Below are 15,739 nucleotides of genomic sequence, written 5' to 3'. Positions count from 1 at the left end.
TAAACACCCCGTAAATCTAAAAAATGAGGAGGTATGATGAGGTGAAGGCGGAGGTTGAATGTGAATTTGTTAAATCAGAGAAGACGATGACTGGTGCTGAATTACTTATTGAATCATTGGTAGAGGCTGAAGTAGATACCTTATTTGGCTATCCGGGGGGAGCTGTGTTACCTATTTATGACGCATTATATCGCAGCAATGCCCCATTTAAGCACATTCTACCAAGACATGAACAAGGTGCGGTTCATGCAGCCGAGGGTTATGCCCGGGTAACCGGAAAACCTGGCGTTGTGTTGGCAACATCGGGGCCAGGGGCAACAAATTTGGTTACCGGAATTGCCGATGCCATGATGGATTCACTCCCATTAGTCATATTTACCGGTCAGGTTGGCAGTAATGTGATCGGAACAGATGCCTTTCAAGAAACAGACGTAATGGGTGTGACGACCCCAATTACGAAATACAATTGCCAGTTAAAGCAGCTTAGTGATCTGCCAAGAGTTGTTAAAGAGGCTTTTCATATAGCTAGTACGGGAAGGCCAGGACCGGTAGTTGTGGATATCCCCAAGAATATATCCACCGCTTCATTGTCAGAAAAGTGCAATAGTGAGGTGTGTTTACCAGGATATCAACCGACTACCAAGCCCAACCCATTGCAAATTATTAAGCTGACAGATGCGCTGGCAAATGCTAAAAGACCGGTGGTACTTGCTGGAGCTGGTGTATTATTTGGAGGAGCTTCAACCGAATTAAAGCAGTTTGTAGACCAATACCAGCTGCCGGTGACAACGACATTACTTGGACTTGGCAGTTTTCCGGGAACAAACCCGCTGAATTTGGGAATGGCCGGCATGCATGGAACATATGCAGCCAACATGGCAATTTACGAATGTGACCTGCTGATTAATATCGGGGCAAGATTTGATGATCGGTTAACGGGTTCACTGGAACATTTCGCGCCAAATGCCAAGGTCGCCCATATTGATATCGACCCGGCGGAAATCGGCAAAAACGTTCTGACCGATATTCCGGTTGTGTCGGATGCAAAAGAAGGACTCCTGGCATTGCTGAATCAATCAGTAAATCTACCGCAGCATGAAGAATGGAAGCAGCATTTACAGGATATGAAACAAGAATTCCCGCTATGGTATGAACGGTCAGGAGATTTATTGTCCCCACAGTGGCTCATAGAAGAGGTTTATCGTGCTTCCAACGGTGAGGCAATCATTACAACGGATGTTGGCCAGCATCAGATGTGGGCGGCCCAATATTATTTGTTTGATAAACCGAATAAATGGGTTACGTCAGGCGGGCTTGGAACAATGGGCTTTGGTTTTCCGGCAGCCATTGGCGCACAGCTTGGTGCACCAGATGAGCTGGTTGTTGCCATTGTTGGTGATGGCGGCTTCCAAATGACCATGCAGGAACTGTCGATGATAAAAGATTACCAGCTGCCTGTAAAAATTCTAATCGTCAACAATGGTTCATTGGGTATGGTTCGGCAATGGCAGGAAAAGTTTTATGATGAACGATATTCTGAATCCATTATCTCCAGCCCGGATTTCGTTAAATTGGCAGAAAGTTATGGCATTAGCGGTGTTCGTGTTGATAAAGAAGCAGATGTTCCAGGAATGTTAAATGACATCTTTGCCAATGACGATCCGGTCGTTGTGGATTGCCGGGTAACCAAAATGGAATGTGTCTTCCCTATGGTTCCAAGCGGGAAGGGGAATCACGAGATGATTGGGGTGAAGAAATGAAGCGGATCATAACAGCTACGGTGCAAAACCGCAGCGGTGTTCTCAATCGGGTAACAGGGATGCTGTCCAAACGCCAGTTCAATATTGAAAGTATTTCTGTTGGCGGATCGGAAACAGAAGGAATTTCCAAGATGACATTGGTTGTGGATGTAAGTGACTTCCAAAAACTTGAGCAATTAACCAAACAGCTGCATCGGCAAATTGATGTCCTTAAAGTTTCGGATATTACCGATAAGGCAATGGTGGCCAGGGAGCTGGCATTAATTAAAGTAGTAGGCAGTGGTCAAATGCGAGCAGAAATCCAGGGCATTATTTCACCATTTCGCGCTTCAGTCATCGATGTCAGCAAGGATAGCCTGATCATCCAGGTTACTGGTAAACCTGACAAAGTGGATGCGCTGATAGCATTGCTTCGTCCATATGGAATCAAGGAGTTATCCAAAACCGGAATCACGGCTTTCCCAAGAGGACAGCAGCAGAATGTAACAGAAATCAATTACTTATCGATTTGACCATCATTATGGTTTTAAAATATCAAATATACACAATATTGGAGGAGAATAAACATGGCAAAAGTACTTTATGAAAAGGATATTCAAAAAGAGGTATTACAAGGAAGGAAAATCGCAGTAATCGGTTATGGATCACAAGGGCATGCACACGCGCAAAACTTAAGAGATAGCGGGCAAGATGTAGTAATTGGCGTTCGCCCGGGGAAATCCCAGCAAAAAGCGGAAGAGGATGGATTCACTGCCCTGACAGTTGCGGAAGCGGTTAGTCAAGCAGACGTCGTGATGATACTTTTACCAGACGAATTGCAACCAAAAGTATATGAGGAAAGTATTAAAGATAATCTGAAGCCTGGCAGTGCGATTGCCTTTGCTCATGGATTCAATATTCACTTTACCCAAGTTGTACCACCATCGGATGTGGATGTATTCATGGTAGCGCCAAAAGGTCCGGGACATTTGGTGCGCAGAACATATGAGGAAGGCGCAGGTGTACCAGCATTATACGCTGTAGAACAGGATGTAACCGGAAATGCCAAACAGCTTTCCCTGGCATATGCAGATGGAATTGGTGCTGCACGGGCAGGGATTCTGGAAACATCATTCCAGGAAGAAACGGAAACCGATCTATTTGGTGAACAGTCTGTACTATGTGGTGGCTTGACAAGTCTGATTAAGGCAGGCTTCGAAACATTGGTTGAAGCAGGATATCAACCGGAAGTTGCTTATTTTGAATGTTGTCATGAAATGAAGCTTATCGTCGATTTGATCTATGAAGGCGGCTTTGAAAATATGCGTTACTCTTGCTCGGATACGGCACAATGGGGTGATTTTGTTTCCGGACCACGAATCGTGAATGAAGAAACAAAAGGTCGCATGAAAGAAGTACTTTCTGATATCCAATCAGGTGAATTTGCCAAAGGATGGATCCAGGAAAATCAAACAAATCGACCAAAATTCAATGCGATTAACCGTCAAGAAAATAATCATCTCATCACATCAGTTGGAAGGGAGTTACGTGAATTAATGCCCTTTGTGAAGCAACCAGTTCAACAAAAACAAAAGGATGTGAAACAGCATGTCAGAAATTAAGATTTTCGATACAACATTGCGTGATGGCGAACAATCCCCCGGGGTGAATCTGAACCAGCTGGAAAAACTGGAAATTGCCAAACAGCTGGAACGTTACGGTGTGGACCGGATAGAGGCGGGCTTTCCCGCTTCCTCCAAAGGGGATTTCAACGCGGTAAAAACAATCGCGGAAACCATTAAAGGAACATCGGTTACCGGGCTTGCTCGAACGGTAAAAACGGATATTGATGCATGCTGGGAAGCACTAAAAAGCGCAGAGGAGCCATGCGTGCATATCTTTTTGGCGACATCGCCCATTCACATGGAATATAAATTGAAGAAATCGCCGCAGGAAGTGATTGATACCGCGGTTGAGATGGTTTCCTATGCCAGTCAGAAGTTTCCACAAGTCGAATGGTCAGCAGAAGATGCATCACGTTCCGATTTGGAGTTTCTTGCCCGCATTATTGAACAGGTTATTGACGCTGGTGCAACGGTGATTAATTTGCCAGATACGGTCGGTTATGCAACGCCAAGTGAATATGGCCATATGTTTCGTTATATGAAGGAAAATGTGCCGAACATTGACCGGGTAAGACTTTCTTGTCATTGTCACAATGATTTGGGTATGGCGGTTGCCAACTCGATTGCTGCCGTGGAAAATGGTGCGACACAGGTCGAAGGAGCCATTAATGGAATTGGCGAACGTGCGGGAAATGTTGCTTTGGAAGAAGTAGCAGTAGCATTGAAAATTCGCTCCGACCATTATCCGTATGCAACAGGAATTAATTTTGCCGAAACAAAGCGGACCAGTGACTTGGTAGCTAAATTGACCGGTATGCATGTGCAAGCGAATAAAGCAGTGATTGGCCGAAACGCATTCGCACATGAGTCAGGTATCCATCAGGATGGGGTACTGAAAAATGCATCGACCTATGAAATCATTACACCGGAAATGGTTGGTGTCAGCTCGAATACGTTATTCCTTGGCAAACATTCCGGACGTCATGCATTTAAGGAAAATGTGGAGAAATTAGGCTTTGAACTGTCCGATGAAAAACTGCAAGAAGCTTTCAATCAGTTCAAACTGTTGACCGATCGGAAAAAAGAAGTAACCGATGATGATTTGTTTACCATTTTAACCGAGGTTCAAACAGATATGTCCAAGGTTGATAAATATCAGTTGGAGATGTTCCAGGTACAATATGGCACGGCGAATATCCCAACAGCGTCCATCAAATTGAAAACTCCTGCCGGGGAAACAGTGCAAGCGGCCTGTACCGGACAGGGCAGTGTGGAAGCATTGTATGAGACATTGGATTCATTAATTGAAGAAGAGTTGCAATTGGTAGATTATCAGCTTAATTCAGTTGGCCGCGGAAAAGATGCCCTAGCCGAATCACATGTACAGCTCGTGATTAATGGTGAACCAATGAATGGCAGGGGAGCCGCACAGGATGTTATTGAGGCATCGGCAAATGCGTTCTTAAATGCTGTCAATCGTTACATTGTACAACAACAGGCTAGTCAAAAGAAAGAAGCGGCTATAAAGTAAATAAAAACATGAGGGTGCCCGGCGGAATCATTAGCTGGGCGTCCAAATAAGACAGATTAAAAGGAGGGGAGCTTTTTGAATAAACAAATTATACTGCTTCCGGGTGATGGTGTTGGGAAAGAAATTATGGAATCGGCTAAAGTTGTCTTAAATACGATCGCCGCAGAATTCGGTCATAGTTTTACGTTTCACACGCATGCGATCGGTGGCGATGCGTATGACCAGTTTGGTACCCCTTTACCAGAAGATACAGTAAAGGCATGTCACAACGCTGATGCTATCTTGTTAGGTGCTGTGGGAGGAAGTAAGTGGGACTCCCTTCCTGCACATGTACGTCCAGAAAAAGGGTTGCTTGGCATTCGCAAATCACTTGGTTTGTTTGCCAACTTACGGCCAATCAAAGGATTTACCCCATTACTTCATGCCTCCCCATTAAAGGAAGAAGTGATTAAAGGCAGTGACATTATGATTATCCGTGAACTAACCGGCGGCCTTTATTTTGGCAGACCGAGTGAACGGTGGGAAAATGGCAATGCAGTTGTCGATACCCTATCCTATCAACGGTCGGAAATGGAACGAATTATTGACAAGGCGTTTCAAACGGCAAGACTGCGGAACAACCATTTAACATCAGTGGATAAAGCCAATGTGTTGGAATCAAGCAGAATGTGGCGTGAAATTGTTGAAGAAAAGCAGCAGGATTATCCGGATGTAACGGTTGAGCATCTGCTGGTTGATGCTGCGGCAATGAAGTTAATCACGGAACCGAACCGATTTGATACTATCGTCACCGAGAATTTATTTGGAGATATTCTTAGTGACGAAGCATCTGTCTTAACTGGATCGCTTGGCATGCTCCCATCAGCAAGTATCCGGTCTGATGGTAAAGGTCTTTATGAACCTGTCCATGGATCTGCACCGGATATTGCTGGAAAAGGAATTGCCAATCCATTAGGTATGATTTTATCGACAGCCTTGATGTTGAAGCATTCATTTCAACTGGAAACCGAAGCAAATGAAATTGAAGAGGCGGTTCAGCGGTGCCTTGATCAAGGCTATCATACAGCCGATTTGAAAATAGATGGTGGTAAACAGGTCGGTACGAAAGAATTAACCAATATCGTAATAGATAATTTGACAACGAAAAGCGTTTCGGACAGTATTTGCAGCATGTATGCTTAGGCAAAGGAGGGTTACAAAATGGGTAAACCAGAGACAATTATCGATAAAATTTGGAATAAACATGTCGTACATCAAGCAGCGGGAGAGCCGGATTTATTATATATTGATCTGCATTTAGTTCATGAGGTAACCTCTCCGCAAGCGTTTGAGGGGTTACGTCTGAACAACCGGAAAGTGCGCCGGCCGGATTTGACGTACGCAACGATGGACCACAATGTCCCAACCAAACATCGTGATGTGGTTAAAGATCAAATCGCAAAAAAACAAATGGAAACACTAAAGAAGAATTGTGAAGACAATGGTATCAAACTTGCCGATATGTTTCACCCCGATCAGGGTATTGTCCATGTCATTGGTCCACAGCTCGGTCTGACTCAGCCTGGAAAGACAATTGTATGTGGGGATAGTCACACATCAACCCATGGTGCGTTTGGCGCTTTGGCGTTTGGGATCGGTACGAGTGAAGTGGAACATGTTTTGGCGACACAAACGATCTGGCAAGAACGGCCAAAGACATTAAACGTCCATGTTGATGGGGAACTTGGTGTTGGCGTAACAGCGAAAGACCTGATTTTGGCGATCATTTCCAAATTCGGCGTCCGATTCGGAACGGGATACGTCATTGAATATACAGGTGATGCAGTTCGCAATTTATCGATGGAAGGCCGAATGACGGTATGTAACATGTCCATTGAAGCCGGTGCTCGGGCAGGGTTGATTAGTCCGGATCAAACAACGGTTGAATTTTTACGAGGTAAAGAATATGTTCCTGAAGGCGAGGCGTTTGATGCATTAGCCGAAGAATGGCTGGCACTGGCTACCGATCATGGAGCTGTTTACGACAAAACGGTAACGATTAACGCGGAAGAGATTGAACCACAAGTATCATGGGGAACCAACCCGGGAATGTGTGTACCGGTAAGCGGATCAACACCAGACCTAAACAGTGTGGAACACAAGGAGGATGTACAACGGGCCTTGGCTTACATGGGACTAGAGGAAGGTCAGCCAATTACGTCCATTGAAATTGATCACGTCTTTATTGGATCGTGCACCAATTCCAGATTGAGTGATTTGCAAAAAGCCGCCAGTATTGTTGAAGGCAAACAAGTGAAGCCTGGTGTAAGGGCAATTGTGGTACCTGGTTCCTTCAGTATTAAACTGCAGGCAGAAAAAGAAGGCCTTGATAAAATCTTTAAACAAGCCGGATTTGAGTGGCGTGAAGCTGGATGCAGTATGTGTCTGGCCATGAACGATGATGTGGTCCCGCCAGGCTCAAGATGTGCATCAACATCTAATCGGAACTTTGAAGGCAGACAAGGAAATGGTTCCCGTACTCATTTGGTCAGTCCGGAAATGGCTGCAGCGGCAGCAATTGAAGGTCATTTTGTGGATGTTCGTCAATTTACAGGCGTTGCAAGTTAGGAGGTGGCAGAAGTGGAAGCTATTAAACAACATGAAGGGTTGGTTTATCCGCTGAATCGTACCAATGTGGATACAGATCAAATTATCCCAAAACAATTTTTAAAACGAATTGAGCGAACCGGATTTGGCCAATTTGTATTTTACCATTGGCGGTTTGATGATGATGGTAACAAGCGTTCTGATTTTAGTCTGAATAAACCGGAATATCAAGATGCGTCGATCTTAATAACCGGTGAAAATTTTGGCTGCGGTTCGTCCAGAGAGCATGCACCATGGGCATTACTTGATTATGGATTTCGTGTGATCATTGCACCAAGTTTTGCGGATATTTTTTACAATAATGCGTTAAAAAATGGCATTATTCCAATCAAGATGGAAGAGGCACAGGTTAATAAATGGATGCAACAAGCGGAAAAGATCAAGCTGGTATTGCGTGTGGATTTGGAAAATCAGTGCATAACCGATACAGATAGTAAAGAGAAAGTATACTTTGACTTTCCAGCATATCATAAGGAAAAATTAATGAATGGCTGGGATGAAATTGCGTTGACCTTACAGCATGAAGACAAGATTACAGCTTTTGAGAATACCGGCGCATAAGTTGGCTGATAATAGGATAAGGTTAACTCAGTCTTTATGAACAAACACATTCTGATAAATCAAGGAGAGTGACACAATTGGGGATTGCGGATTAACAGGTGAAAAAGTTCATACTGCGATAGAACGTTTGACTCCCATCGTTCACCGTACACCATTGCTTACATCAGTGACAACAGATAAAATAGTGGGAAAACATGTTTATTGCAAGATGGAGAATCAGCAAAAAACAGGTGCGTTTAAGTTTAGGGGAGCAAGTTTTAAACTGATGCAACTGTCGAAGGAGCAGCTAAATAAGGGTGTCATCACCGCTTCAGCAGGAAATCATGCGCAAGGTGTTGCCCATGCAGCGGCAAAGTTAGGTGCCCGTGCAATGATTTATATGCCGGAGAAGACACCATTTGCCAAGGTAGAGGCAACCCGTAATTATGGCGCTGAGGTAGTGCTAACGGGTGAAACGTTCCAGGAAGCGTATGAAGCCTCGTTAAAAAGACAACTGCAAACCGGAGCTGTCTACGTTCATCCGTTTGATGATGAGGATGTGATGGCCGGACAGGGAACCATGGCAATGGAGATCCTCAGACAAGAAGACCGGATCGACACGATTCTTGTTCCAATCGGTGGTGGTGGCCTGATTAGCGGGATTGCTGTCGGGGCAAAACACGTTAATCGGAACATCAAAGTCATCGGGGTTCAAGCATCCGGGGCACCTGCCATGTATGAAAGCTATCATACGAATCAAGTGAAAAACGCCAAGACAGTCTCCACGATTGCAGAAGGGATTGCCGTGAAACAACCAGGCAAGCGTACATTGCCAATCATCAGAGAGTATGTAGACGATATTGTAACGGTAGACGATGAAGAAATTGCCGCTGCGATGTTATATATGCTGGAACGTAATAAAACATTGCTTGAAGGTGCTGGTGCAGCATCATTGGCGGCATTGTTCAAGTACCGGGAGCAAATTAAATCCCGGCACTGTGGTGTCATCGTCAGTGGTGGAAACATGGATATTAGTACGCTGCCAAACCTGCAACATCTGGCCAAGAAATTGCAATTCCCGGCATAAAATAAGTGCCTGCCACCGGAATCATGGTGACAGGCACTTATTTTTCGGTGGACAGTGGGATGGTTCTTCTGTCCCAGTCATTGCGATCGGACGGGGACCGGTCCATTGTCCTGCTTTTGCTATCGACCAGATTGAGAATGGTGTCAACCTAAAAAACGGGATATCGACCAAATCGAGTATGTTATCGACCGGATGGCGCGTGACATCAACCAAATTGAGCATAGCATCAACCCTGGAACAAAGTATATCAACCCTAAAGGCGGAACTATCGACTGAACCGCGCGAAATATCAACCTAAATCAGATAAAATTTCATAATGATGCATTCAAAGGAACCCTGTTTTAATTGCCAATCTATTTCGTATAGTTAAGCTCCCATGAAACTCCATATTTATCAATAACGATCGCATGCTTGGCACCCCAGAATGTATCCTGTAATTCCATCTGCACCTCACCATCATTGGCAAGAAAGTTGTAGATCCGGGTTATCTCTTCCTCGCTTTCAAGGTCTGGACCAAGTAAGATGTTGTTTCCATTTTCGATTTGATTGTCAAACACATCTGCAAAATAAATGATACAGCCATCATTAATATGCAACTCAGCATGGATATATTTGCCCTCATGCCCTTTGAACATTTCCATTCCGTCCGATGTTTGCACATTTTTGATTTCCCCACCAAAGGCTTGGTGATAATAGTTTACAGCTTCTTTGCAATTTTTAATTCGAATATGTGGTACAAGTTTTTTCATGATAATTCCTCCCAAGTGATTTTCCTATAGTCTAACCCGGATTATATTAAAAACAAAATGATTTGGGTGAAATGGAAAGTAAACTGTTATAAAATAGTTAAGTAAGTTTATGATGATTAACAGGTGTGAACTAATGATATTGGAGGGATGCAAATGGCTAAGAAACTTGGATTGGGATTGATCATCTTTATAATTATTATTGTGGGAGGTTACCTTTTAGTGCATCAAATGAACGCAAATAACAGGGAGTCAAATTCTGCCACCTCATCGCAAAAAGCGAAAATGTCTTCCAATCACAAAGCACCTTCAAAAACTGATCAGAAAACAAAAAAAATGATTGAAAATATGTCACTCGACGAAAAAATTGGCCAAATGATTATTGCTGGCGTGGATGGTACGCAGGCTGATCAGCAGGCCAAAGCGCTCATCAGCAATGATAAAGTTGGCGGCATCATTTTGTATGCCAATAATATGGAAAGTCCCGAACAAACACTACAATTGGTAAATGACCTGAAAGCGCAAAATAAAGGAAATCGCATGCCATTATTTTTAGGGGTTGACCAGGAAGGTGGCGATGTGTCCAGGTTGCCTGGCGAATTGACGCCGATCCCGAATAATGGTCAGATTGGCAAGCGAAATGATAAAGAATATGCTCGGTCCATAGGTGTGACTTTGGGCAAACAAGTGCAGGCCTTTGGATTTAATATGGATTTTGCCCCGGTGATGGATGTGAATAGTAATCCGGATAATCCGGTCATCGGCGATCGGTCATTCGGCGATAATCCGGAAATCGTAAGCAGCCTGGGTATTCAAACAATGCAGGGGATCCAGTCGGAAGGAATTATCCCGGTTATCAAACATTTTCCCGGTCATGGGGATACATCTGAGGATTCTCATGTACAACTGCCAAAAGTAGACAAAAATATCCATCAGTTACAGCAGACAGAGTTGCCTCCTTTTGAAAATGCGATGGAGCAGGGAGCGGATGCTGTGATGGTGGCACATATCCTACTGCCAAAATTGGATGCGGACTACCCAGCCTCGATGTCCAAGAAGGTGATTCAAGGAGTTCTGCGAGACCAATTACATGGTGATGGTGTGGTGATGACTGATGATATGACAATGGGGGCTATTATGGATAACTTTGCGATTGGAGAGGCAGCGGTGAAAGCCGTTCAAGCGGGAAGTGATATTGTGATGGTGGCTCATGATGAGGAAAATGTTATGCAAGCGGTAAAAGCATTAAAAGATGCAGTCGATAACGGAGATTTATCCGAGAAAAGAATTAATGAGAGTGTAGAACGGATTATCAAGCTTAAAAGAAAATATCGTATCACGGATGAACAAGTAGAATCGGCTTCAGTAGACAAATTATTAAAACAAAAATAAATAGGGTGCAAAAAACCATCGCACCCTATTGCCGCTTCAGTTCATGCACCCAAACTTCCATTTCCGGATCCCAAACTACGGCTTCATGAATGGAAGTGATCGCTTGTTTGTATGCTTCAAGACTTTGGTATCCTTCGTCTTTCGCATCTTCTTCGGTCACGTCTTTCAATTTTTGCGGGTAGACATTTTCTATTATAAATGTGTGCCCATCAAGCTTGGTAGTATCACCGGGGTCGGCATAGCGGTCATTCCGGCGTACAGAAGTTTTCTCACCCTTAATCAATTTTTCAATGTCCTCTGGAATGGTTACCAGTTTATGAATATCAAACTTTTCCGGCCATGTCTGGTTTTTAGTCATGCTGAGTCACTCTCCTTCTCCTGTTAATCTTCCTGAATCATTAATGGTATAGTTGCAAGATAAAAAATTAGTGAACAGCTTTTTGTTTCAACACGCTTTCAATCCCTTGCAGTGCCTCTTCAACATTATTCGCCCGGATATGGATTTTACGATCCTCCGGGTATTGTTTCGCCGCATATTCATATCGGGGATCATAATAATACTCCAGCAACAACTGTACTGCATTGGTATAATTGCCAAGCTGTAAATCTTCATCAATCTGCTTGGCTACGGGGGTATGAATTCGTTTTTTAATGATCCGGAATGCCTCCAGGAACTGTTCCGGTAAATTCCACGGCTGATAATCATCTAAAATATTGTGAATGCGTTCCTCCATTGGCATGTCGATAAATAATTGGAGGCCCTTTTCCTTTTTCTCATAAAAGAAGTCTGGCAGTGTTGCCTTGCCAATCCGTTTGCTTTCTCCTTCCACAAACACGAACGGTGCATCCTGATAGCGCAACATTGCTTGCACCAGCTGTGATTCAAATGCTTTCTGATTGCTTGGCTCCAGCCCGATTTGACCAAAAATCGAGCCGCGATGATTCGCCATCCCTTCTAAGTCTATGACCGGGTATCCGTTTTGTGCAAGTCGTTTTAAAATGGCAGTTTTGCCTGAACCGGTATAACCATTAAGTACGTATAGATCCGGTTTGAAGTCTGCTTTGGCCAATTCTGCCACGACCCATTGGCGGTACGTACGAAATCCTCCGCTTAATCGGTTTGCTTTGATGCCCATTAAATCAAGCACGGTTGCTGCAGTTTTACTCCGCATCCCGCCGCGCCAACAAAACACGGTCTTTGGCGTATCAATTTGGCGGAATGCCGCGATAAAGTCGGGGAGCTTGGCTGAGAATATCTCCAGCCCCCGTTCTTTCGCTGCTTCCGGTCCCACCTGCTTATAAATCGTACCAACCTCGGCCCGTTCCTCGTTATTAAAAACCGGGATATTCATACTCCCTGGGATGGTCGATTCATGGAATTCTTTTGGTGATCGGACGTCAATTAATGTATGTGCTTCCTTTTGTTGTAAAGCGAATAGGTCATCTAATGCTATATCGTGAAACATCGCTTTTGTCACTTCCTAACATCTAAACTACTGAACAGTGATTTGTCCATTTTTACCATCGGCAACTTCTCCGATGATTTTTGCGCCCGCACCTTTTTCTTGTAATTCAGCAAGGAGAGCATCGGCATCATCGTTTGCAACGGAAATAAACAGACCGCCTGATGTAACGGCATCACATAAAATCCATTTGTCCATTTGATCCATTGTTTCCGGGAACGTAATGATATCTTTTACATGATCAAAATTGTTTTTCGTCCCACCTGGCACTGCACCAGATTCACCAAGTTCTTTGACACGTGGCAAGACGGGAACCTGGTCTTTCATAATGCGGATTTCAACATCACTGCCTTGGGCCATTTCCGATGCATGACCAAGCAGGCCAAAACCAGTGACATCGGTACAAGCGTGAACATCATAGTTCGCCATTGTTTCCGACGCTGTTTTATTTAGAGTAGTCATCACCTTGGTAACACGATCGATTTCTTCTTCGGTAAGTAAATCCCTTTTAATCGATGAGGAATAAATGCCGACACCAATCGGCTTGGTCAAAATGAGCTTATCGCCAGGTTTTGCGCCGGTATTTGTTCTAACTTTATCAGGATGGACAACCCCGGTTACTGCCAAACCAAATTTAGGTTCTTTATCATCAATCGAGTGACCGCCAACAAGAGAAACCCCTGCTTCCGATAGTTTATCGCCAGCTCCACGCAATATTTCCGCCAGAATGCTCTTATCTAATGTCGAGATCGGAAATGCCACAATATTAAGGGCTGTAATCGGCGTACCACCCATGGCATAAACATCACTAATGGCATTGGCTGCAGCAACTTGGCCGAAACTGTATGGGTCATCAACGATCGGTGTGAAAAAGTCTACTGTCTGTACAATAGCTGTTTCATCATTTAATTTGTATACCCCGGCATCGTCACTTGTATCCAGCCCAACAAGCAAATTTGGATTCTGGACAGTTGGCGGCAATGAGCGCAAAACCTGTGATAAATCAGCAGGTCCGATTTTACAGCCACAACCACCTTTTGACGACAGACTTGTTAATTTTATATCAGGTGTTTTTTCCATCTTTTATCATCCTTCCCATGGAACACGGTATTCAATAGTTTCATTTTAACATACTACTGCAAGTGCGGGACAAGTGTAGGGTGCATTTGCAAATAGTGGGTTATTAAAAGATACTTTCACATCTACCATGACAGCCCGTCTCTCGGTCGAATCCTCGCATTTTTTCACGTCTGTCGGGATGAAGACTTTGCGGTAATAGTCGGTGCGTTTTGCTGAGGGTTCGACCTAGAATCGCTGAAATTCACGATGGACAAGATTAAAAAAATCATATACCCCCATTGACAATCAAAGTGTATGAACCGTATAATACATCTTAAGGGTGTATTAACGATTTAATACACAACTTTTTATGCTTATGGTGTATTAATCGGTTGATACACCATTCGAAAAGCTACATAACCAAGAATTATAGGAGCTGGGTCAATGAAAACCATGAAGTTCAATAACCGGGATCCTGTCTATGTACAAGTGATTCATCATTTTAAAGAAGAAATTGCGACAGGCATACTGGAACCGGGACAGGAAATTCCGTCACGGCGGGAATTAGCCAACAAGTTAAAGATTAATCCCAATACTGCACAACGAGCCTATAAAGAAATGGAGGAAGAAGGGTTGATTTATACCGAGCGCAATTTGCCCAGTCGAATTACAAAAGATGAACAAACGTTAAAAGCGGTAAGGGAAGAGCTGATTATACAGGCAGTTAATTCCTTTGTTGAGGCTGTCCATTCGATACAAGTACCGGTGGATGAGGTGCTGGATTTAGTGAAGGAAAAATACGCAGCAAAAAATGAACAGGAGGGAAAAGCGTGATTGAAGTTAAACATGTACAGAAAAAATTTGGTCGTAAACAAGTACTTAACGACATTTCCTTCACCGCTAATAAAGGGGAGATTACCTGTTTGATTGGTATCAATGGTGCAGGAAAGACAACGATTCTTAACGCGATTATGGCACTGACCCCAATTAACGGCGGGCAGATTTTAATTGATGGGGGAAAACTCAACAAACATAGCTATGAAAACATTATTTGAAACTGGTTCATTTTGAATTTGAGCGATTTGTCAAAATTTATTTTGCTTTAATCATGGTAACTGTTGTTATGCAGTTTGTTGGGGTTATTGTTAAAGCAAAAGGTTATCTCAATATGGCTAGCCACAACATTCATGAAGAACATGTTTCACAGGAAGTCGTTTTACGTGATAATGGGGCGATGTCATTTGATCAGATTACTAATTCCTTATGGTTTGTAGCGCCGATGATACAGAAATGCATGTATATGACTTGGACATACATGCTGGTAAAATCGTTGGTGAAGAGACGATCCAATCCCGTTCGGAAAAAATGGAAAGTGATGCATCAACAGGCATGTAGGTATTACCAAAAGATGCAGGTAATAGCGAACCGAACGATATATTTATTGTGAAGGAAGACAGTAAGGTTGCGCCTGAGGATGGGGAAGTGTCATATATCGGCAGTAATGTAGTTCGTTATGACTTGAAAACCAATCAGCAGGAAAAATTATCATTACCCAAAGAGTTGCGAGAAGGGGCAAAAGTCGAATCGGTTCATGGAACAACACTATATTTCACTAAGGCAAAAGGGAATCAACTAAACATCATTGCTTATGACACAAATGCTTAGAAAATAACAGAACATCAGACGATCAACCTGCCAAAATCCTATCAAGCGGAAGCAATGGGCCGCCCGCTTATAAAAGTAAGGGATGATCACCTCTATATTGTGAGTAACCAGCAATTCGGGCAGCAAGATACCTCGGTCATGGTCGTAGATTTGAAATCTGGAAAAACGGAATATGAGGGGTATCAAAACAGTTTAATCTAAATTATTTAAAATTAATTACTTTTTAGCAGGATTCTTGCATTTTAT

At 43.4% G+C, this 15,739-nt stretch carries 16 protein-coding genes and 1 pseudogene; 13 read left to right on the top strand and 4 right to left on the bottom strand.

The features are described 5' to 3' along the window. The first annotated feature begins 41 nt into the window (after positions 1-41). From ilvB to ilvA, 8 genes are all read left to right on the top strand, one after another. Positions 42-1,760 (top strand): biosynthetic-type acetolactate synthase large subunit, encoded by a 1,719-nt coding sequence (ilvB, locus tag ABRT01_RS13800; RefSeq protein WP_439649426.1) that lies wholly within the window; start codon positions 42-44, stop codon positions 1,758-1,760. Beyond that, on the top strand, positions 1,757-2,272 hold the full coding sequence (ilvN, locus tag ABRT01_RS13795) for an acetolactate synthase small subunit (protein WP_269411099.1): 516 nt from the start codon (positions 1,757-1,759) through the stop codon (positions 2,270-2,272). The genes ilvB and ilvN overlap by 4 nt, the downstream gene beginning before the upstream one ends. A gap of 54 nt (positions 2,273-2,326) precedes the next feature. After that, positions 2,327-3,361: a ketol-acid reductoisomerase gene (gene ilvC, locus ABRT01_RS13790; RefSeq protein WP_269411100.1), complete on the top strand. Its 1,035-nt coding sequence runs from the start codon at positions 2,327-2,329 to the stop codon at positions 3,359-3,361. After that, on the top strand, positions 3,348-4,895 hold the full coding sequence (locus ABRT01_RS13785; protein WP_269411101.1) for a 2-isopropylmalate synthase: 1,548 nt from the start codon (positions 3,348-3,350) through the stop codon (positions 4,893-4,895). Before ilvC ends, ABRT01_RS13785 begins: the two co-directional genes overlap by 14 nt. 75 nt (positions 4,896-4,970) lie before the next feature. Next, a complete protein-coding gene (gene leuB, locus ABRT01_RS13780) occupies positions 4,971-6,077 on the top strand; it encodes a 3-isopropylmalate dehydrogenase (protein ID WP_269411102.1) in 1,107 nt (368 codons plus the stop codon). Positions 6,078-6,095: 18 nt separating this feature from the next. Next, a complete protein-coding gene (gene leuC / locus ABRT01_RS13775; protein ID WP_269411103.1) occupies positions 6,096-7,502 on the top strand; it encodes a 3-isopropylmalate dehydratase large subunit in 1,407 nt (468 codons plus the stop codon). Between the two features lie 12 nt (positions 7,503-7,514). Continuing rightward, positions 7,515-8,102: a 3-isopropylmalate dehydratase small subunit gene (gene leuD / locus ABRT01_RS13770; protein ID WP_269411104.1), complete on the top strand. Its 588-nt coding sequence runs from the start codon at positions 7,515-7,517 to the stop codon at positions 8,100-8,102. A gap of 127 nt (positions 8,103-8,229) precedes the next feature. After that, on the top strand, positions 8,230-9,168 hold the full coding sequence (gene ilvA, locus ABRT01_RS13765) for a threonine ammonia-lyase (protein WP_367747959.1): 939 nt from the start codon (positions 8,230-8,232) through the stop codon (positions 9,166-9,168). A 353-nt stretch (positions 9,169-9,521) separates the two neighbouring features. Here ilvA and ABRT01_RS13760 read toward each other — a convergent pair whose 3' ends face one another. Beyond that, positions 9,522-9,917 (bottom strand): VOC family protein, encoded by a 396-nt coding sequence (locus ABRT01_RS13760; protein WP_269411105.1) that lies wholly within the window; start codon positions 9,915-9,917, stop codon positions 9,522-9,524. Positions 9,918-10,070: 153 nt separating this feature from the next. Between ABRT01_RS13760 and nagZ the strand changes: the two genes are divergently transcribed. Continuing rightward, positions 10,071-11,306: a beta-N-acetylhexosaminidase gene (gene nagZ, locus ABRT01_RS13755; protein ID WP_269411106.1), complete on the top strand. Its 1,236-nt coding sequence runs from the start codon at positions 10,071-10,073 to the stop codon at positions 11,304-11,306. A 25-nt stretch (positions 11,307-11,331) separates the two neighbouring features. On the opposite strand, the gene ABRT01_RS13750 is transcribed toward nagZ, so the two are convergent. The 3 genes from ABRT01_RS13750 to selD all read right to left on the bottom strand — a co-directional run bounded on the left by ABRT01_RS13750 (position 11,332) and on the right by selD (position 13,849). Continuing rightward, the gene (locus ABRT01_RS13750) at positions 11,332-11,664 is read right to left on the bottom strand and encodes an ASCH domain-containing protein (protein WP_269411107.1); all 333 of its coding nucleotides are present in this window, start codon (positions 11,662-11,664) and stop codon (positions 11,332-11,334) included. A gap of 67 nt (positions 11,665-11,731) precedes the next feature. Continuing rightward, positions 11,732-12,772: a tRNA 2-selenouridine(34) synthase MnmH gene (gene mnmH, locus ABRT01_RS13745; RefSeq protein ID WP_269411108.1), complete on the bottom strand. Its 1,041-nt coding sequence runs from the start codon at positions 12,770-12,772 to the stop codon at positions 11,732-11,734. Between the two features lie 27 nt (positions 12,773-12,799). After that, positions 12,800-13,849, bottom strand: a complete 1,050-nt coding sequence (gene selD, locus ABRT01_RS13740; RefSeq protein ID WP_269411109.1) for a selenide, water dikinase SelD — start codon at positions 13,847-13,849, stop codon at positions 12,800-12,802. A gap of 423 nt (positions 13,850-14,272) precedes the next feature. Between selD and ABRT01_RS13735 the strand changes: the two genes are divergently transcribed. From ABRT01_RS13735 to ABRT01_RS13720, 4 genes and pseudogenes are all read left to right on the top strand, one after another. After that, complete coding sequence (locus ABRT01_RS13735) at positions 14,273-14,662, top strand: GntR family transcriptional regulator (protein WP_269411110.1); 390 nt, start codon at positions 14,273-14,275, stop codon at positions 14,660-14,662. Then, positions 14,659-14,877 (top strand): annotated as a pseudogene (locus ABRT01_RS13730) (ATP-binding cassette domain-containing protein); the annotation flags it as partial. The gene ABRT01_RS13735 and the pseudogene ABRT01_RS13730, both read left to right, overlap by 4 nt. Positions 14,878-14,879: 2 nt before the next feature. After that, positions 14,880-15,275 (top strand): hypothetical protein, encoded by a 396-nt coding sequence (locus tag ABRT01_RS13725; protein ID WP_367747952.1) that lies wholly within the window; start codon positions 14,880-14,882, stop codon positions 15,273-15,275. After that, positions 15,272-15,493 carry a hypothetical protein gene (locus ABRT01_RS13720; RefSeq protein WP_269411112.1) on the top strand — a complete coding sequence of 74 codons (222 nt, stop codon included), beginning with the start codon at positions 15,272-15,274 and terminating at the stop codon, positions 15,491-15,493. The genes ABRT01_RS13725 and ABRT01_RS13720 overlap by 4 nt, the downstream gene beginning before the upstream one ends. Positions 15,494-15,739: the final 246 nt, after the last annotated feature.

The organism is Lentibacillus sp. L22, from assembly GCF_040812445.1.
Classification (GTDB): Bacteria; Bacillota; Bacilli; order Bacillales; family Amphibacillaceae; genus Lentibacillus_C; species Lentibacillus_C daqui.
The sequence above is the reverse complement of the archived record's forward strand: the minus strand, read 5'-3'. Positions and strand labels throughout refer to the sequence as shown.